The organism is Streptomyces sp. NPDC001219 (assembly GCF_053597915.1).
The window spans coordinates 1-17,474 of sequence record NZ_JBSFJF010000055.1 but is presented as its reverse complement, the minus strand read 5'-3'; the positions used below and the strand labels follow the sequence as shown (position 1 = coordinate 17,474).

Genomic DNA, 17,474 nt, shown 5'->3' with positions numbered 1-17,474 from the left:
ACTGTAGGGCGGGCGGTGCACCCGGGCCGAAGCGGGACCTCGACGATTGAACAGCGGCTGTGGGCCGGACGTACAGATAACGGCGGCCTGAATCCCTGGTTCCGGTCCGTCCTGCCACCACCGGGCCCCGCACGGAAGGACCTTCGGGTTGCCGCACGACACGCGCCTCAGCCAGCCGCCGCACACACAGAAGCCCACCGAACCCGACACCGACGCCGCCCCCGACGCCGCCACCGAGCCCGCCCCCGAGGCCGAGGACACGGAGGCCGCCGTGGCGGGCGACCGCCGGCGGGACCGGCACCCGGTCCTCGCACGGGCGGCGGGCTGGACGGTCACCGTGCTGGCCGCCGTCCTGGTGCTCGCCGCGCTCCTGCTGCCGAACCAGCTCAGCCGCCTCACCCCCGGTGAGTTCCTGCGCATCCCGGTGGAGGGGATCTTCGGTGCGGCCCTGCTGCTGCTCCTGCCGCCGAGGGCGCGGCGGGTGGCGGCGGTGGCCGCCGGCGTGGGCCTCGGCCTGCGGGCCCTGCTGAACTGCCTGGACATGGGCTTCTACTCGGTGCTCGCCCGCCCCTTCGACCCGGTCCTCGACTGGGTCCTGTTCGAGGACGCCGAGTCGTTCCTCAGGGACTCGATAGGCCAGGCGGGCGCGATCGGTGCCGTGATCGGCGTCGTGGTCCTCGTGCTCGCCCTGCTCGCCTTCATGACGCTGGCGGTCGTCCGGCTCAGCCGCCTCATGGTCCGGCACAGCGCCGTGGCGACCCGTGCCACCCTTGTGCTCGGCACCGTCTGGATCACCTGCGCGGCGCTCGGCGTGCAACTCGCCGGTGTCCCGGTCGCCTCCACCAACACGGCCGACCTCTTCCAGGACAGCGCCCAGCGGCTGCGGGCGAGCCTGACCGACCAGCGGGTGTTCGCCAAGCAGGCGCACGTCGACGCCTTCCGCGACACCCCGCCCGACCAGCTGCTGACCGGGCTGCGCGGCAAGGACGTCATCTTCACCTTCATCGAGAGCTACGGCCGCAGCGCGATCGCGGACCCGGCGATGGCCTCGCAGGTCGACTCGGTGCTCAAGGACGGGACCAAGCGGCTGCGGAAGGCCGGGTTCGACTCGCGGAGCGGCTGGCTCACCTCACCGACAGCGGGCGGCGGCAGCTGGCTGGCCCACTCCACGTTCCTGTCCGGCCTGTGGATCAGCAACCAGCAGCGCTACCGCACCGTCACCTCCAGCGACCGCATGCCCCTCACCGACGCCTTCAAGCGCTCCGGCGCCTGGCGCACGGCCGGCATCATGCCCGGCGTCACCCGCTCCTGGCCCGAGGGCAGGTTCTACGGCCTCGACCACGTCTACGACACCCACCATCTCGGCTACAAGGGCCCGCAGTTCAGCTGGTCACGGGTGCCCGACCAGTACAGCCTGTCGGCCTTTGAACGCCTGGAGCACGGCAAGCGGCACGACAAGCCGCTGATGTCGGAGATCATCCTCGTCTCCAGCCACAACCCCTGGGCGCCCATCCCCAAGATGATCGGCTGGAACGAACTCGGCGACGGCTCCGTCTACCACGGCATCAAGAAGGCCGGCAAGGACCCCAAGGAGGTGTGGAAGGACCCGGCGAAGGTGCGCACCGAGTACCGCCGCGCCATCCAGTACTCGCTGCACAGCCTCATCTCGTACATGGAGAAGTACGGCAACAAGAACACCGTGCTCGTCTTCCTCGGCGACCACCAGCCCGTCCCGACCGTCACCGGCGAGCACGCGAGCCGGGACGTACCGGTCGCGCTCGTCGCCCACGACCCCGCCGTGCTGGACCGCATCTCCGGCTGGGGCTGGCAGAAGGGCCTGAAGCCCGGCCCGAAGACCCCGGTCTGGCGCATGGACACCTTCCGCGACCGCTTCCTGACCGCCTACGGGCCCCGGTCGGGCGCCTCGAAGCCGTCCCGGCCGTCACACTGACGGGCCGGTCTGGCCGGGGACGCCGTACCGACCGGCGAAAGCCACGCCGTACGGACGGTCAGACCCCCGCCGTCAGCCCGTCGATCATGCGGTCGAGAAGGCGGTCGAACACGGCCTGCGGTGCCGAGTCATGGCTCGGCACCGCCAGCGCCCGCGCGAGATGGGGATACCGGCCCTCGGCGGCGACGGACCGGAGGTAGCGGTCCTGCGCCTCCAACAGCTCGCCGGAGGCGCGGGCACCGGCCTCGACCGCCCGTTCCTGGGCGAGTTCATAGGAGACATGGCTGGACACGAACCCGGTGAGCAGGCTGAAGGTCTCCAGCCGGGCCGGGGCCTCCAGGCCGACGGGCGCGAGGACGGCGAGCGCGTACTCCAGGGCGGCGAGCGCGTTCGGGCCGAACGTCTGCCGGGCCGAGAGCGCGCCGGGCAGCCACGGATGGCGCCGCATGATCACGCGCTGCTCCTGGGCGAACTGCCGCAGGTCGGCCCGCCAGTCGCCGGACGGCTCCGCCGGCAGCCGGTGATCGCCGCTCACCTGGTCGATCATCAGCTCCAACAGCGTCTCCTTGTTGGGGACGTAGCTGTAGAGCGACATCGTTCCGGCCCCGATCCGGCCCGCGACCGCGCGCATGGTGACCGCGCCGAGCCCCTCGGCGTCGGCGAGGGCGACGGCCGCATCGGTGATCTCGGCACGGCTGTGCGTCGGCGGCCGCCCCCGCCGCGGGCGCTCCGCCCGCGACCAGAGCCGCTCGGGGTCCACACCGGCACTGCGTCCGGACGAGCCTGTACGGGGCACGGCAACCTCTCCTCACTCCTGGCGGCCATCCAATCACCCCCGCCCCACGCACCGGAGACGAGCCGAACGGGGCACCGGGACCCACCTGCCGGACGCACGCCTGACGAGGAGCACGGAGGCCGTGTCCGCCTCCCGGTCGCTACCCTCATCCCTCCAACTACCGTGACTGCAGGGGAAGCAGACCATGCGCGACGCCGTCGTGACGCCCGAGGGTGACCGGATGCGCTGGGGCGGCCAAGTCCCCTGCCTGCACTACTCCGTTCCCGAAGCGTCGGTCAGCGGACGGCCACGCAGGTCCCGTACGGGGCGGAAGCGGCGCACCCCCGTCCCTGAGGCCCCCCGCCGCGGCTGCCAGTCGTAGAGAAACCGGTTCGCAGCACGATCGAACGAGACCCCGACGGCAACTTCCGGAATGCCGAACTCCGTGCTGGACCACTCCACGATCGCGCCGGCCAGGCCCTCGACCTGGAAGTCGGCTACGGGGAACAGCACGCGGTGCACCGTCACCACCAGGTGCCGCCCCGGAGGCCGGGCGGCCTCGATGGCCTCTGCTGCCAGGCCCAGGCCGTGCCGCAGCCAGCGGGTCTCGTCCGGGGTGAGGCGCAGTCCCGAGCGGTCGGCGGGTGGATGCTCCAGGACGGGCGTGGTGTCCAGCCAGATCCGGTCGCCGACCCGCTCGGCGCCGGCCCGGGGCGCCGCCACCGAGACCGACGCGGCCGTGAGGTCCACGGCAATACCCCGGCCGGCCCCCACCACGCGATACCCCACCGTCCGCATCCACCCTCACCCCTCACCCCTCGCACCTCGGCCCTCGCCGCGCATCCTCCTCCACTCCTCAGCCCTCGCCCCTCAGCCCCCGCCCCTCACCTCTGAGCCGTGGGCCGCACCACCACCTCGCTCACATCCACCCCGTCCGGCTGCTCGATGGCGAACGCGATGGCGCGCGCGATCGCGTCGGGCGGCATCGCGATCTCGTCCCGCATCCTCGTGATCTCCGCCCTGACCCGGGAGTTGCTCGACGCCTCGGCGAATCCGGTGTCCGTCATCCCGGGCGAGACGGTGGTCACCCGCAGGGAATCCCCGGCCTCCTGACGCAGGCCCTCACAGATCGCCCGGACCGCGACCTTGGTCCCGGCGTACACCGCCATGGACGGCACGACGCGAAAGGCAGCCGTGGACGCGACGGTGACGAAATGCCCGGTGCCCTGCGCCCGGAACACCGGCAGCGCAGCGGCGATCCCGTGCAGCACGCCCTTCACGTTCACGTCGACCATCTGGTCCCACTCCTCGACCCGCAGATCATCAAGCGGCGAGATCATCCCGGCCCCCGCATTGCCGACCAGCACATCGAGCCGCCCGAAACGCTCGCCCGCCAGCGCCACCAGGGCACGCAGATCGTCCCGCCGGGTCACATCCGTACGCCGCTGCACGGCCACCCCACCCGCCTCCTCGATCCGCGCCACCAGCTCCGCCAGCCGCTCGCTCCGACGCGCACCGAGCACGAGCCGCGCCCCACGCCCGGCGAGCAGCAACGCGGTCGCCTCCCCGATACCGCTGCCGGCTCCCGTGATCGCCACGACCTTGCCTTCGATTCCGGACATCAGGAATTCCCTTCGTTCTCCACAGCGGGGCAGGAGGCGGCGGCCCGGGGCCGCGGCATGCGCGAACGGCCGTCGAAAGCCGCAGCGCACCACTGGACGGCGGGCCCCCGGACGGCAGTTGGCCGGCCGGCCGGACGCCGCGCCCCACAGCTCACCACCGCACGGGGCCCTCGGCGCCCTCACCGCCTCTACTGGGGCACGAGTCTCCGCCGGTCTTAGCCTGGTATCCAGAATCCACTTATTCTGGAACTGAAGGTGCCATGCCACTGCGACCGGACCAACGCCGACAGCTGGGCGCGTTCCTGCGCAGCCGACGGGAACGCCTCACCCCGGACCAGGTCGGCCTCCCGCAGACCGCGCGCCGCCGCACGCCGGGACTGCGCCGGGAGGAACTGGCACTCCTGGCCGGCATCAGCGCCACCTGGTACACGTACCTGGAGCAGGGGCGCCAGATCCGCCCCTCCGAGCAGGTCCTGACCTCTCTGGCCGGGGTACTGCGCCTCGACCGCCACGAGCGCGCCCATCTCCTCCGTCTCGCCGGCCACACGCCGACGGACGAACCCGAGGACCACGAGCCCCTCACGCCCGAGGCCGCCGCCGTGCCCCTGCTGCTCCAGCCCCACCCCGCGTACATCATCGGCGGCACCTACGACGTCCTCAGCCACAACCAGGCAGCCGCAGCCCTCTTCCCCCGCCTCATCGGCGACGAGCCGCGGCGCCCGCCCAACTTCCTCCGCTGGGTGTTCCTCGAACCACTGGCCCGGGAGGTCGTCGTCGACTGGGAACCCGAAGCCCGCGGCCTGCTCGCCCGCCTCCGAGCCCAGGCCGGACGCCACCCCACCGACCCCCGCCACACCCGCCTCATCGACGAGCTGACCGCACACAGCCCGGAAGCGCGCGCATGGTGGCCCCAGCACGACGTACAGGCCCGCCACAGCGGCCGCAAACGCCTGCGCCCCCCGGGACGCGGCCCGGTCACCTACACCTACACCGCCTTCCACCTGGCCGAACAACCGGAACAGACCCTGGTGGTCTACGCCGAGGACAGCACGGAACCGGCCCCCTCCACGTGACCGGCCGCGCACCCGTCCGACGGGGGAGTGGCTGCCCCCTGACAGCACCTGCGGCCTGCGAGACGGCCGGCCCCGAGGGACTGCTGACCCCGAGGGGCTGCCGCTCCCGTCACCCAGCCGGCAGTTCGGCCTCGATGAGGTCGGCCGCCCGCCGGGTGCCGCCCTCGGTGGCCATCTCCCGCTGAATGGCCGCGAGGCGGTGCGCCACGTCCGGGTCCTCGACGAGCGCCAGCACCGCCGCACGAAGGGTGGCGGCGTCCGCCTGGTCCATCGGAACGTGCCGGGCCACCCCGAGCGCCTGGAGCACGTCCGCGTTGCCGAACTGGTCGACGGCCTGCGGAACGGCCACCATGGGCGTGGCGGTGGCCAGCCCCTCCTGGCTGCCACCCGCACCGGCGTGCGTGATGAAGGCGTCGGCCTTCCTCAGAATCGCCAACTGCGGTACCCAGTCGCGCACTTCGACGTTCTCCGGGACCTTCCCGAGATCCCCGGCCGTGACGTGCTTGCCCACCTGGAGCACCACGTGCCAGCCCGGCAGCCCACCGAACGCCTCCACGCACTCGCGGTAGAAACCGGGCTGCTTGGTGAACGACGAGCCGAGCGAGACCAGCAGCACCCGCTCGGCATCCGCCGGCCGCTCCCAGTCGCCCTGCGCGGCACGGTCCCCCTGGCAGGCACCGACAAAGGAGTGCACCTTCTCGTCCACCCGCTCGGCGTTCGGCTGCAACGCCCTGGGAATCAACACGACAGACCGGCGGGGACGCCCGACGAACGGATCGGGATGCTCCGAGATCCCGTTCTCCGTCAGCCAGTTGGCGAACTTCGCGTAGTACGCCCTGCCCCGCTCGGTCGCCCGGGGCTCCGCCCACATCGGCTCGGCGACCTCCTCCTCATACCCCTCCCACGCGACGAGGTTCGGCGACAGGGAAACCGCGGGCACCCCCCACCGGCGGGCGAGGACACGCGCCGGATACGAGGTGATGTCATGCAGCACAAGATCCGGCTCATCCCCCCGATAGGCCTCGCTGAGCTGCGGCAACGCCTGAACCGCGTCCTCCAGGAACGGCTCCACGTTGTCGAGGAGCGTGCTCCCCCACGCCGCCGGGTCATCATCCGGCGAAGGCAAGATCGTCCGATACAACACCGGCTCAGCACCGGTCTCGGCCACCTTCTCCGCGAAAATCCGAGGAATCGCATACGTCACCCGATACCCACGCGCAACAAGCTCGCGGATCACCTCAAGACTCGGGTTCACATGCCCATGAGCAGCGATGGAGAACATGGCGATATGGGCGCGTTGGGTGTGCTCCGGAGTCGTCATGGCTCCACGGTAGACGAGACGATACGTATCGTGCAATTGCTTTGCCGCACTGAGGGGCGTTGCTTGCGGCGGTAGGGTTCGGGCCGTGAAGGGTGTGGCGCCGGAACCCGCATTACGCCGTGGAAGGAATGCTTGTGAGTCCCGAACTGCCGGATCTCGAACCGCTCCAACCAGCGGACGAGATGATGCGCCGGGAGAGCAGAGTCTTCACGCACATGCTCTTCGGCCTGGCTCTCCTGGCGCCTTGGGTGCTGCTCTACCTCTCCGTCGCCAACGGGACCCGAGTGTGGCTGACGGTGCTGAACCTGCTCGCCATGTATGGCGGCCTGGCGGTCAGGCTGCACGGTCGACGAACGGGCCGCACCCAGCTCGTCACCTGGGGCGGGGCAGGCACCGCGGGCTCGTTGGCGCTGTGCCTCGTGGTGCTGTCGCTCCTCCAGGACACCTGATTCAAAGAGGGCGGGGCCGACGTGCTACCTCGCCGGAAGGGTGGGGGCGTGTACGAGCGTGAGGTCGTCGTCAATGAGCTCGCCCAGGGGCTTCGTCCTATGGCGGAGGGCTTGGCATGGTTCGCCGGCCGTCCCGAGGCCGAGCAACGCCTGGTCGTCAGGGAGTTGGGACACTTCTGCGTCCAGGCGGGCGCGACGGAGGAAGACGCCCAGGAGGCCATCGAGCGCTCCGGCCTGCGCCCGACCTACACACCGGCTGTGATGCTGGCCCGCTGGCGGCTCCACATGTCCGCACTCCCGCCGTACGACCTTCCCAGAGCATTTCGGCTGCTGATCGCCCTGCTGGCCATTGCCGACACCCGCCGGCGTGAGCGCTACTGCGCTGCGGGGTGTCGGCACGAGTGGCATCAACTGGCTCGCGGTACAGACGCGGAACCGTCTGCCATCTGATCAGCCTTCTGCTGGCGCCACGCCGATGGGGCAGGGCAGGCAATCCCGTCCCGCCAATCCCGCAAAACCCGTTCGAATTCTCGCGTGAAAGGTACTGCTGGCGCCGGCGGTCTACGGCCCAAGGGGTCAACGATCAAGGCGCGCACCCGCCGCATACGCGAGGAGGTTCGCGAAGCCCAGCCAGCTGAGGAGGTACGTGTTCAGCGGTGCGTAGCCTGGGCGGTTCAGGCGGCTGATGCCGTGGATGGTGTGGGTCAGTTCGTCTTGCGCCCGGCCGTTGAGGCAGCGGCCAAGGCTCGTGAGGTACGCGGACGCGCAGGCGTCCAGACGGGCGTGCAGGTCGGCGAGTTGGCGTGCCTGGGTGTCGCTGGAGAGCGTCTCATCGGGGTAGGCCGACCGTCGGAAGGCGGTGTGGCGGTTCGCCACGGCTGCGATGAGTCCCAGGCGGGAGGGCGCTGCTTCACCGGGCCAGCGAGGGCGACGGAGACGCTGGGTGTCGGCGGCCTGCGGGGTTCGCCGGCCCGTCGCCTTCTCGGCGTGACGGCGCGCCGCGAACGCCTCCAACTCGCCGAGCCAGGCTGCACGACTTGCCTCCAGCGTGCTCAGCGCGCGCAGCAGCGCCGCAGGGTCTCTGCGCAGATCGGGAGACGGGCATGCCGTCGCGGCAAGGTAGGCCCAGGTCGCGTTGAAGCCGAGCGGGCAGTAGTGCCCGACGGCACACCTCAGCGCTGAGTGCCGTCGGGCAAGGGGCAACCGCTCGTCGCGCACCCTGCGCGAGTAGGTCCTGAAGCCCACTACCTCGTCAGCCCTCCGTCGGAGCCACCCCCACCGGACAGCTCACCCCCGTCCCCCCGATCCCGCAGTACCCCGTCGGGTTCTTGTCGAGGTACTGCTGGTGGTACGTACTCTCTTCATACAGTATTTCATGCGATGACAGGGGGTGGCATGACCAACGACGCTCAGTTAGTGCCGGTAGTGGCCTACGCGCGGATCTCCGCAGACCTGGCCAAGGACGGCCACGGGGTCGACGACCAGCACAAGGTGAACGACGAGACAGCGTCGGCGCTGGGACTGAAGATCGTCCACTACTACACGGACAACGACCTCTCCGCAGCCAAGGCCGGCCTTGTACGGCCCGACTTCGAGGCCATGCTGAGAACACTCAAGGCCGGGCACCTCCCGGACGGACAGTCGGTGCGCGGTGCGATCGTCGTGGCGGACGATCGGCTGGTGCGGCGTGTCGGTGACTACGAGCGTTTCGTGGACGCCCTGACCTACGAGGACGGGCGAGTGTACGCGGACGCCAAGGGGCTCAAGGACCTCTACAACGAAGACGTCGAGTCCATGGGGCTCTTCGGTGTGGTCATCGCGAAGGCAGAGGTCCGCAAGATCAAGCGGCGTACACGTCGCTCGCACCGTCGGCGTGCGGAGGAGGGGATCCCGGTTGGTGGGAAACGGCCCTTCGGATGGCAGGACGACAAGCTGACCCTTGAGCCTGAAGAGGCACAGCACCTCGCACAGGCCGCACGAGATGCGATCGCCCGGAAGTCCCTCCACTCCATTCTTGCCGCGTGGCGAGAGCAAGGGGTACGGACTGTCCACGGCAACGAATGGCAGAGCCGGTCGCTCAAGCTCGCACTGTGGAACCCTCGTCTGTGTGGCTGGCGCAAGCACAACGGGGAGTTGGTGCGAGACGCTAACGGTGTCCCCATCGTAGGAAAATGGGAAGCGATCATCACGCCGAAGGAATGGATGGCTATCGACGCCCTCTTTTCCGCGCGGATCGGTCCTAACGTCAAGGCGGACGGTACGGTCACGGATTACCGCACTCCTTCGCACCTCTTGACCGGCATTCTTCGGTGCGGGAAGCCCAAGGCTGACGGGCAGATCTGTAACGCTCCTTTGCGGGTGAGCACCAGGCCGAACCTGTCAGGCGGATATGTCTACCAGTGCCAGAGCAGATCCATGGGGGGCTGTGGTGGCAGCGCACGGAACGGCGCCAAGGTCGACGAGTTCGTTACGGAAGCGGTCCTCGCGAAGCTGGAGGAACGCACCGCAGCCAAGAGCCAAGTGAGCTCTGAGTGGACCGGGCAGGAAGAGCTCGATCGCCTGATGGTCAAGCAGCGGAAGATGTTGCAGGCGTGGCAGGAGGACCAGGTCTCGGACGAGCTCTTCTTTCCTGAGAACCACAAGATGGAGTCTCGCATCAAGGAACTCCGCAAGGAGCGCACTCAGCATGCCTTGCAGGTTCAGCGCGCTTCAGCGGTCACGGAGAACATCCGGGAGCAGTGGTACTCGGGAAAGCTGGACATGGCCCAGAAGCGTGCTCTCGTCCGAGAAGCCCTGCATGCCGTGATCGTTCTTCCGGTCGGCGGAGGAGGCAGACGTCCGTTCAACCCTGACCTTCTCGTCCCCAAGTGGACCGAAAGCTAGGGCTGATACAGCGAAGAGGGGCGCGATGGGTGCGCCCCTCTTTGTGTGTTCACGGTGACTGTTCTAGATCGTGGTTCCCTCTTGATCGATGATCTCTTGGTTCTCCCTTCAAGAGATCAACTCCGAGGATTCTGGAAAAGCGACGCCACCGTTCCTCACTCCACGCGGGAGCATTGGCCGCTTGCCTTCTTCCCCACTCGCGAGCGCTTAGACAGGGCACGTCAGGCCTCCCCGTCGCTCGTGCAATTCGTGCTCTGTTTCTTCCCTTGCTATTTCTCGGTTGCGGGAGCGGTCTTCGGCGACTCCTGCGGCGAGTAGCGCGGCGCCGGGTGTGTGACCGGAGCCGACGTATCGCCAGTGGGCTTCCGTGATCGCGTCCGTGTCGTCGAGTTGATTTCCGCCACGTTCGTGGTCGGCTCTCTCTGCCCGCAGAGCGGTGTACGTGGTGGAGTACGCGCGGGACTTGGTGAGGACGTGGCCGCGGTAGCCGAGCGTGTGAGCCCAAGCGCGCAGCCGTAGCGGTTCGAGTTCGGGCAGGCCGCCCAGGTGCCAGCAGGCCCGTATGAGGGTGCGTACGTGTGCCGACACGGGGGCTGCTGCGATGTCCTGGGGACTAGCGATCCGGTAATCGAGGCCGGCGGCTGTGTCCGTGGCTCCTTTGGTGACGTACTTGGCGACGTAGGCAGCAACCGCGTCGTCGGCCAGGCCCTCGTGGCCGCCGAAGGCACGGAGCGGCCGGGCGTCGAGTTGGGTGCCCCAGTGCAGCTCGTGTTCTCCCACAGACGAGCTGTAGGGGGTGCGTAGGTGTACGGCTGCCGCAGCGGTGCGGACCACGGACGAGAGCACGTCCGCCGTCGCCCAGGCCGGGGGAGGGGCGTCCGTTCCGTGCGCGCCGTCGAGGCGTACCACCGCGTGGACGTGAACGGCTGCACGCTTCTGGTACTCGGCGACTTTGGCGTAGGAGATACGAAGGCTGCGGCGCAGACCGGTGCCGGTGCGGCCGGTGCGGGCGGCGAGGTGGTTGTAGAGGTTGTCGGTGAAGGCCTTCCACAGTCGCCCGGCGTTCGCGTGCCACAGGACGTGCGCCGGGTAGTCGTAGCAGTCGGGGCACAGCGGTTGCCCGTTGAGCGGGTCGGCTGTGTCGTGGACGGCCGGACAGCCGAGGGACCGGCCGTGCTCACACTGGCCGGCGTCCCGGCGCGGTCGGCATCGTCGACGGTCCGTGGTGGCGTGATGGACGGGGCCGAAGCCGGGCGCCGTGAGCGTGATGAACAGCCGGGGCCGGGCGCGCACATCAGAGGTGACGGTCTTGCCGCCGACGAGTCCGGCGCTCCTGTCTCCGTCCCGCGCCAGCCCGGCCCGCGCCCGCACCGCGCTCAGAGCAATCAGCCGCTTGATCTGAGAGAAGGCATACGTCGTGGCTGGGGCGGTCGGCTCCACGGCTTTAGGCAGCCACTTTGGCGCGAGCCTCGAAGACCATGGCCCCAACGTCGTGCTTTACCGGGCAGGCCCACAGACTGCCCGACGCGCCGGAAGCTTACGGAGCCATGATCACTCGCGCCAAAGCAGCTCCAGCCCAAAGCCGCCAGTGTCACAGGGGCCGGGGGACGAGGAAGTGGCAGTCCAAGATCTTGCGGGCTTCCTTCCGTCGGGAGCGGCGGGGGTGGAGCAGGGCGACGCCGACGATGACGACGTACACGGTGATCCAGATGTGCAGGGCCGTGATCAGTGCCCAGGGCAGGGGGCCGGTCGTCGTGAAGAGGTCGGTGAAGGTGATCAGCATGGGTTCTCCTGGTTCGTTGCCGGGCCGTGTAGTCCGGCGGTTCCCCAAGAGCACCATGTGCGGCACACCTGGCCTTGGTGAAGGTGGGGAGGCTCTATCTCTCCCAAAGCCACGTCCTCCTGTGGCGGGAGTGGGTAGGTTCGCGCCATGTCTTCCACAGGTGGTCCGGTATCCGCTGATCAGCAGCTCATCGACCACGCGCGCCGGCAGGGCTACGGGGTGTCGATGAAGCAGCTCGCCTCCTGGCGGCGGGCGGGTTTGTTGCCAAGGCACACGGTGCGGGCACTGGGCCGGGGGCGGGGGAGTGCATCGGTTCCGGTTGACGAGGCATTCGGCTTGGTCGTGGCGCTCGCCCGATTGGCCCGGCGTGGCGCTCGGCCGTTTCATCTGGCACTGGCCTTGTTCGGTGAGGGACATCCGGTGCCGGAGGACGCAGTGCGGGGAGCCTTCGGGCAAGCCGTCCGGGGTCTGGGTACCGGTCTCGGTGAGCAGGGTCCGATAGCCCGGGAGGACGAGGAGGAGTGGGCGGAGCGTGTCGCCGACGAGGTGGTCGCCTCCGGTCAGCGGGTCCGGCTCGTTCCCCCTCGGGCCCGCCGGATCGATGAGGGGATCATCCGATGCATGCGTAAACGGGGTGTGGTGTGGCCTCCGCCGGAGCTGGCTGAAATGGACCGGAACCCAGAGCCTCCGAATCTGTCCGACGGGGAGGTTACGGCTGCGGCGGTGACCACGGTGCTGCGCGGGGGTGCCGTCATCACGCCGCAGGGAATCGGTGATGTTCTGCGGGCCATGCAGCCTGCGGGGTGGTACAACCCATGGGCGTCTATGGCTGAATACACAGTCGAGGACGTACCGGATCTTGCTGAGGAAGTGTTTCCCCCTGATGGCGGTATGAGCACCCTCCCCGACCGCCCTGTTCTCGACACCCTGCTCTGTCTGGCGGAGACAGCGACCTTGGACGATCTGCGAGAGGCTTGGGAGGCAAGCGGAGCGACCCGGGAATGGGCTATGGACCTGTGCGTGCGGGTCGAGGCGGAGATTGAGGCCAACGTGCTGGATGACGCGGCCTACGAATGGCTGATGGGTAGAACCCTTGCGCCGGGAATACTGCTGCTGATGACCGATGTGAGTAGTCGCTACTGGTCCCCGGCGGAACAAGCGTCGGCGTCCGTGGGTCTGTTGATGATGCGGCAGGCGCTCCGCTATCTCGACGAGAAGGTGCCCGGCTGCCAGTGGGCGCTGCTCGAATCCCCCGCCGTAATGCCACCCCCGCTGTTGCCGTTCTTCCGGGCCAGTCTCGCCCGCTCCGGGTGAGACCTAGCCTCGCGCTTCTTTGAAGCGGGCCCTCATGAGGGCCCGCAAAAGCCGCATGCTGACATCAACGCCAGCAGACACACCAACTTTGAGCGACACTGACGACCGTACATCCTGTGCGCCCGAAGCCCGTTGGGCCTGACAGGATCGGCCGGCTATCAAGAGGCGAGACGGGCCAGTCATGACCGAGATTGCCACCAAGCTCGGATCTCTGCAGCATGCGCCTTCTCGACGACCGCAGCCCAGCCCACCGGCCACGAGTCGACGAATCCACAGGCGTCTTCCGCTGTCAGCTCCACCCAACTGTCGGGCCAGTGCCGCTCGGCCTGGCCGACTGCCTCGGAATTTCGGACCTCCGGCGGCGAGGCAAACCGTGCCCACCGGAAGTCGGCACCCGCCCGGAAGGAGTCGAGCAAAAACTTCGCGCACTCGGCTTGGGCGTGCTGGAAGGTGACGGAGCCGTGGAACACTGCATGGGTGAACCAGGCGCAGTTTCGTACCACCATATGGTCGAAGTGAGCGTTCTCGCTGAATTGCGATCTCGAGAACTCGGCGTTGAATCCGAAGTAGCTGCCCTGGAAGTCGGCGTAACCGTGGAAGGCTACCCAGCGGAACCAACTGATCGTTTCGAAGCGCGCCTTCTTGAACGAAGCCTCATACCCCAGAAACGCGGCTCCGACGAATCTTGCCTCTCCGACGAAACGTGCACCGTCGAAATGGGCCTCCCCTTCAAAACGTGCTTCGTCGAAGTCGGCGTGGCGGAACTCGCAGCCGTTGAAGTACACATCCTGGAGAAATGCCCGCTTGAGGTCGACGTCCATGTCCGGCCAGAAGGAAGAATTCGTGGCCGTCCCATCGTCCCCGCGTTTCGGTCGCAGCCGGTCCGCCAGGACCATCTGGGCCGTGCGTCTGACCTGACCTTCGCCGGCGTCACTGGTATCCGGAGGGACCCGGAGGTAGTCACACAGCTCGTGGACGATGCGCTGCCTCTTCTCCTGGTACATGTCCCCAAGGTCCCCCAGCGTGCGCAGAGCGGTCATGCGTACGTGCAGCGAACGGTCGGCTAGGTGATCCACCGCCTTCTGATGCAACACCTCGAAGGAGACCGGGTGGGAATCGTGCTCGTGGCCAGCGGTCGCGGTGATGGGATCAGCCGACTCGGAGCGGAGTGGTTGCAGGCTCAGTTTCTGGTGCAGGCGTTCCAGTTGACCGTGCTTCTCGCGCCACCAGTCGAGTGTCACCGGGATCGAAAATCCACCGCGCCCGTCCGCGCGACGCGCGCAGGCCGCGACCCATTGCTTGACGACGTAGAAGTCTTGTGGCCTGGCGTGGCCTCCGTTCTCGGTCTTCGAGACGGTCGCGGCAGCGACCCCGATGGCCGTGGCTAGCTCGCGCACGGTCAGTCCGGCCTCTGCACGCAGTTGGCCAAGCAGGCCGCCGAATCGTCGGACGGCCTCCTGCCATTCTGCAGCCACCTCGCTCACACCTCATCCTCTCAGGGCCCTCCTGCGATTTTGTCGATCACCAGGAAACCCCTTGCCGACCTGTTCGGGGTGCGTTCGCGATCGGTCCGCGATCAACGCTCGCCACGGCCGGCGGGGGCCAACCTCGTGCCGAGTGGCAGCCGAATGAGGAGGCGATCATGAGCAGGAGTGGCCTGATGGTGCTGGTCCAGGTAGACGCAGCAGTTGAGGGAGCGACTGTCATCGTTGTATTCGAGGGGCAAACTAGTCCGACGGCCGTACCGGTGCCGGGGCAGCGCCGCGGCTGGCGGCAGCTGAGCGCAGGATTGGCGGCGGGCATGCTGGTCCGGGCGCTGTGTGGTTCCGCCGCCCTGGCACTGATGCACGAGGTCCAGCAGGTCCGCTGGGCCGAGGTTTCTGACTGGCTGACGTTCTAGCCCGGGTGACCACGGGCCCTCTCGCCCGGATTGGCGGAGGGCCCGCTACCTATGATGCAGATGAGGCGCACCACAAGCGCACCAGATCGAGCGGGGAACAGCAGGGAACCACGGTGGAAGCGCCCCATCCCCGCAAGGCCTCACCGTAGTCGTACACGCAGGTCAGAGCCCAGGCGAGCCGCACACGCCCACAGTTCCCAAGCTGAGGGTTCCCGCAGCCGACGAAGGCGTACGCCAGCGTCTTTCTCCGGCGGCCGCACCAGTCGACGGCAGCAGCCAGAACGGACTCGGGTCGAACTCCTTAATGCGGTGGTCGCACCGCTTGTGTGCCAGTCGGCTCCTGGGAGCCTGTCTATCAACGGGGCAACTTGGTTGAGGCAGGAGGTGGGACCGCGAGGCATACGCGCGCCTGATCGGCCGGGGCGCCCCACCGTTGTGGCTGACTGTCGTCGGCTGAGGTCCGGGCGGGCCGCAATTCATGGCGTGCCAGATGCATGCCACAGCGGAGGGGCATCCACGGTCAACGAGGGTGCCTATCGGTCCCCGCAGCCATGGAGAAACAAGGGTCGGCGGCCCGCCCACCGGCCAGTAGATCTTCCGCCGAGATCACCGCCAGCCTTGCAAAGCAGTGATCGTGGAGACGGCGCTCAGCCGCGTCAGCAGCTTCGAGTGCCCTACGCTCCGGCCCTTCGCCACCTGAGCGCTTCTTCTCGCGCTGCGTTGGCCAGAGCTAGCGCGGCCTCCACAGGAAGCGACAGCCGGAGGACTCCCGAACCATCACTTGCTGTCGATGCCGTCGACATGACCTTGGCCGTGTCGATGCCCACCTCATCCATCGCGCCCTTCAGTTCCGTCGCAGCGTCCATCGCGCTCCGCCAGCCGGCCACGTAGTCCACGCAGCGTACCCACACCCAGCCGTCCGGTTCCAGAGCCTCGTCGTCGAAGTTCGGGTCCATGGGATCGTGCTGCACAGAACGTCACTCCCAGGAGCAGTAGTTGATTACCTGGGGCTGTCCACCCGCCGGTCAACGGGCATGACTGCGGCCCCAGTACCATCGGCACCGGGGTCCGCGAGGGCTCCGGACCGGACCACCCCGGATGCTGTCCAGGCGAGGGGTGGTCCGGTCTCACATGTCTTTGATCAGCCGTTACCAGGGGTGCTGATGACGACAAGCGGCACGACTATCGCCGCCCAGAAGGCCACGATCAGCACGCTGAATAATCGCTGTCTCACAGGCACTCACCGTCCGTTGGCGTCGTGCGCCAGAAGCGTGTGACGGTCTCGCGGTACTGGCGGTGCGAGGGATTTCGACCGGTGTGCGTGAAGGCCCAATCGCGTGCGACCTCGAACTCTTCCGAGGGGTCTGCTGCGGCGTCGCAGGACATGCACTCCAACTCGTGCACCATCTCGGGGGCTTCTGGAGCGGTCTCCGGCCCCATCGTCCACCTGAGGTAGCGATAGACCGACCTGGTCACAGCCCGCTCCTGCTGTGAGCGTTGCGTTCTGCCACGCGTGAGCTCAGGTCGTCACAGGAACCGAGCGGTCGTAGATCCTCCGGCCGTGCGTCCCATTCGATCCCGCCTTGGGGTGGACGTAGTTGTACGTGCGACCACTTGAAGTCCATGACCCGGCCGACTCGGCCGCTCCTGGTGTCCAGCGTCAAAGTGCCCACCGCGGGGGCTTTCTTGTCGCTCATGCAACGAGGATCACGGCGGTGCCCAGGACGTAGGAACCTCGCCCAAAACCCATTTTGGGACGTCCCAGAGGAGGTAGAACGTCCCTAGCAACGTCCCAACTTCCAGGGAGAGACTGCGGATGCCGAACGAGAGGCTTCGAGCCGCCATGGCAGCCGGAGGGTGGACCCATGCCACCCTCGCAGCGAGGGCTCAGGTGGACCCCAAGTCCGTAGAGCGATGGGTCAACTTGGGCCGAACCCCGCGACGGGGGACGGCCCTGCTGGCGGCTGAGACGTTAGGAGAAGACGTGCATGCACTTTGGCCGGCGCTCAGGCAAGCACGCTCTGCCCGTGCTGTCAGCTCCGAGCTGGTCGCGTTGTACGACCAGCGGGCGGACGTTCCCGTGTCCACGTTCACGGACATGCTGGCGGAGGCCCGCGAGAACATCGACGTCCTCGTCTACGCGGCGGTCTTCCTGCACGAGGGGTTTCCCCGCCTGAATGACCTGCTTCGCGAGCGCGCCGCCGAAGGGTGCTCCGTACGTATCGCATTGGGCGATGCGGAGAGCGCGAACGTGCGGCAGCGCGGCGAGGAGGAACGGTTCGGCCACGGCATCGAATCGCGATGCCGGCTAGGAGTTGTCTTCAAATGTCACGCCCACATCAGGAGTGATGCGAGGGTGACGGCTGCTTGGTAGGACTCGGCGGTCTTGTCGTAGCGGGTGGC

General features: G+C 68.1%; 17 protein-coding genes and 2 pseudogenes. 8 read left to right on the top strand and 11 right to left on the bottom strand.

Features of this window, described 5'->3' with window-relative positions; genetic code table 11:
* The first annotated feature begins 148 nt into the window (after positions 1-148).
* On the top strand, positions 149-1,951 hold the full coding sequence (locus tag ACWC9R_RS28175; RefSeq protein ID WP_450735669.1) for a sulfatase: 1,803 nt from the start codon (positions 149-151) through the stop codon (positions 1,949-1,951).
* A 58-nt stretch (positions 1,952-2,009) separates the two neighbouring features.
* On the opposite strand, the gene ACWC9R_RS28170 is transcribed toward ACWC9R_RS28175, so the two are convergent.
* The 3 genes from ACWC9R_RS28170 to ACWC9R_RS28160 all read right to left on the bottom strand — a co-directional run bounded on the left by ACWC9R_RS28170 (position 2,010) and on the right by ACWC9R_RS28160 (position 4,348).
* Positions 2,010-2,711: a TetR/AcrR family transcriptional regulator gene (locus ACWC9R_RS28170; protein ID WP_450735718.1), complete on the bottom strand. Its 702-nt coding sequence runs from the start codon at positions 2,709-2,711 to the stop codon at positions 2,010-2,012.
* A gap of 288 nt (positions 2,712-2,999) precedes the next feature.
* Positions 3,000-3,476: a hypothetical protein gene (locus ACWC9R_RS28165; RefSeq protein ID WP_450735667.1), complete on the bottom strand. Its 477-nt coding sequence runs from the start codon at positions 3,474-3,476 to the stop codon at positions 3,000-3,002.
* 134 nt (positions 3,477-3,610) lie between these two features.
* Positions 3,611-4,348 carry an SDR family oxidoreductase gene (locus ACWC9R_RS28160; RefSeq protein WP_450735665.1) on the bottom strand — a complete coding sequence of 246 codons (738 nt, stop codon included), beginning with the start codon at positions 4,346-4,348 and terminating at the stop codon, positions 3,611-3,613.
* A gap of 260 nt (positions 4,349-4,608) precedes the next feature.
* Here ACWC9R_RS28160 and ACWC9R_RS28155 point away from each other — a divergent pair, with 260 nt between their 5' ends.
* On the top strand, positions 4,609-5,421 hold the full coding sequence (locus ACWC9R_RS28155) for a helix-turn-helix transcriptional regulator (RefSeq protein WP_450735663.1): 813 nt from the start codon (positions 4,609-4,611) through the stop codon (positions 5,419-5,421).
* 109 nt (positions 5,422-5,530) lie between these two features.
* On the opposite strand, the gene mgt is transcribed toward ACWC9R_RS28155, so the two are convergent.
* Positions 5,531-6,742 carry a macrolide-inactivating glycosyltransferase gene (gene mgt, locus ACWC9R_RS28150; protein WP_450735661.1) on the bottom strand — a complete coding sequence of 404 codons (1,212 nt, stop codon included), beginning with the start codon at positions 6,740-6,742 and terminating at the stop codon, positions 5,531-5,533.
* 134 nt (positions 6,743-6,876) lie between these two features.
* On the opposite strand from mgt, the gene ACWC9R_RS28145 reads away from it, so the two are divergent.
* Complete coding sequence (locus ACWC9R_RS28145; RefSeq protein WP_450735659.1) at positions 6,877-7,191, top strand: hypothetical protein; 315 nt, start codon at positions 6,877-6,879, stop codon at positions 7,189-7,191.
* Between the two features lie 48 nt (positions 7,192-7,239).
* Entirely contained in the window at positions 7,240-7,641 is a 402-nt protein-coding gene (locus ACWC9R_RS28140; RefSeq protein ID WP_450735657.1) for a DUF5958 family protein, read from the top strand.
* A gap of 126 nt (positions 7,642-7,767) precedes the next feature.
* On the opposite strand, the gene ACWC9R_RS28135 is transcribed toward ACWC9R_RS28140, so the two are convergent.
* Positions 7,768-8,409: a hypothetical protein gene (locus ACWC9R_RS28135; RefSeq protein WP_450735655.1), complete on the bottom strand. Its 642-nt coding sequence runs from the start codon at positions 8,407-8,409 to the stop codon at positions 7,768-7,770.
* 34 nt (positions 8,410-8,443) lie between these two features.
* Positions 8,444-8,542 (bottom strand): annotated as a pseudogene (locus tag ACWC9R_RS28130) (peptide-methionine (S)-S-oxide reductase MsrA); the annotation flags it as partial.
* A 44-nt stretch (positions 8,543-8,586) separates the two neighbouring features.
* On the opposite strand from ACWC9R_RS28130, the gene ACWC9R_RS28125 reads away from it, so the two are divergent.
* Positions 8,587-10,074 (top strand): recombinase family protein, encoded by a 1,488-nt coding sequence (locus ACWC9R_RS28125; protein ID WP_450735653.1) that lies wholly within the window; start codon positions 8,587-8,589, stop codon positions 10,072-10,074.
* 207 nt (positions 10,075-10,281) lie between these two features.
* On the opposite strand, the gene ACWC9R_RS28120 is transcribed toward ACWC9R_RS28125, so the two are convergent.
* Both ACWC9R_RS28120 and ACWC9R_RS28115 read right to left on the bottom strand, forming a co-directional pair.
* Positions 10,282-11,514 carry a replication initiator gene (locus ACWC9R_RS28120; protein WP_450735651.1) on the bottom strand — a complete coding sequence of 411 codons (1,233 nt, stop codon included), beginning with the start codon at positions 11,512-11,514 and terminating at the stop codon, positions 10,282-10,284.
* Positions 11,515-11,665: 151 nt separating this feature from the next.
* Positions 11,666-11,857, bottom strand: coding sequence for a hypothetical protein (locus ACWC9R_RS28115; protein WP_450735649.1), 192 nt, complete (start codon positions 11,855-11,857; stop codon positions 11,666-11,668).
* Between the two features lie 147 nt (positions 11,858-12,004).
* Between ACWC9R_RS28115 and ACWC9R_RS28110 the strand changes: the two genes are divergently transcribed.
* Entirely contained in the window at positions 12,005-13,171 is a 1,167-nt protein-coding gene (locus ACWC9R_RS28110) for a hypothetical protein (RefSeq protein WP_450735647.1), read from the top strand.
* 179 nt (positions 13,172-13,350) lie between these two features.
* Here the strand turns inward: ACWC9R_RS28110 and ACWC9R_RS28105 are convergent, their stop codons facing one another.
* Positions 13,351-14,655, bottom strand: a complete 1,305-nt coding sequence (locus ACWC9R_RS28105; protein WP_450735645.1) for a pentapeptide repeat-containing protein — start codon at positions 14,653-14,655, stop codon at positions 13,351-13,353.
* Between the two features lie 158 nt (positions 14,656-14,813).
* Here ACWC9R_RS28105 and ACWC9R_RS28100 point away from each other — a divergent pair, with 158 nt between their 5' ends.
* A complete protein-coding gene (locus tag ACWC9R_RS28100) occupies positions 14,814-15,071 on the top strand; it encodes a hypothetical protein (RefSeq protein ID WP_450735643.1) in 258 nt (85 codons plus the stop codon).
* A 674-nt stretch (positions 15,072-15,745) separates the two neighbouring features.
* On the opposite strand, the gene ACWC9R_RS28095 is transcribed toward ACWC9R_RS28100, so the two are convergent.
* The gene (locus tag ACWC9R_RS28095; RefSeq protein ID WP_450735642.1) at positions 15,746-16,027 is read right to left on the bottom strand and encodes a hypothetical protein; all 282 of its coding nucleotides are present in this window, start codon (positions 16,025-16,027) and stop codon (positions 15,746-15,748) included.
* A gap of 274 nt (positions 16,028-16,301) precedes the next feature.
* A complete protein-coding gene (locus tag ACWC9R_RS28090) occupies positions 16,302-16,547 on the bottom strand; it encodes a DUF7848 domain-containing protein (RefSeq protein ID WP_450735640.1) in 246 nt (81 codons plus the stop codon).
* A gap of 340 nt (positions 16,548-16,887) precedes the next feature.
* On the opposite strand from ACWC9R_RS28090, the pseudogene ACWC9R_RS28085 reads away from it, so the two are divergent.
* Positions 16,888-17,391, top strand: a pseudogene (locus tag ACWC9R_RS28085) (helix-turn-helix domain-containing protein); the annotation flags it as partial.
* Positions 17,392-17,474 lie beyond the last annotated feature (83 nt).

Excerpts from the sequence above, each read along its gene's own strand:
- ACWC9R_RS28160 (WP_450735665.1), bottom strand. The coding sequence starts at position 4,348 with ATGTCCGGAATCGAAGGCAAGGTCGTGGCGATCACGGGAGCCGGCAGC.
- ACWC9R_RS28155 (WP_450735663.1), top strand. The coding sequence starts at position 4,609 with ATGCCACTGCGACCGGACCAACGCCGACAGCTGGGCGCGTTCCTGCGC.
- mgt (WP_450735661.1), bottom strand. The coding sequence starts at position 6,742 with ATGACGACTCCGGAGCACACCCAACGCGCCCATATCGCCATGTTCTCC.
- ACWC9R_RS28125 (WP_450735653.1), top strand. The coding sequence starts at position 8,587 with ATGACCAACGACGCTCAGTTAGTGCCGGTAGTGGCCTACGCGCGGATC.
- ACWC9R_RS28115 (WP_450735649.1), bottom strand. The coding sequence starts at position 11,857 with ATGCTGATCACCTTCACCGACCTCTTCACGACGACCGGCCCCCTGCCC.
- ACWC9R_RS28110 (WP_450735647.1), top strand. The coding sequence starts at position 12,005 with ATGTCTTCCACAGGTGGTCCGGTATCCGCTGATCAGCAGCTCATCGAC.
- ACWC9R_RS28100 (WP_450735643.1), top strand. The coding sequence starts at position 14,814 with ATGAGCAGGAGTGGCCTGATGGTGCTGGTCCAGGTAGACGCAGCAGTT.
- ACWC9R_RS28095 (WP_450735642.1), bottom strand. The coding sequence starts at position 16,027 with ATGGACCCGAACTTCGACGACGAGGCTCTGGAACCGGACGGCTGGGTG.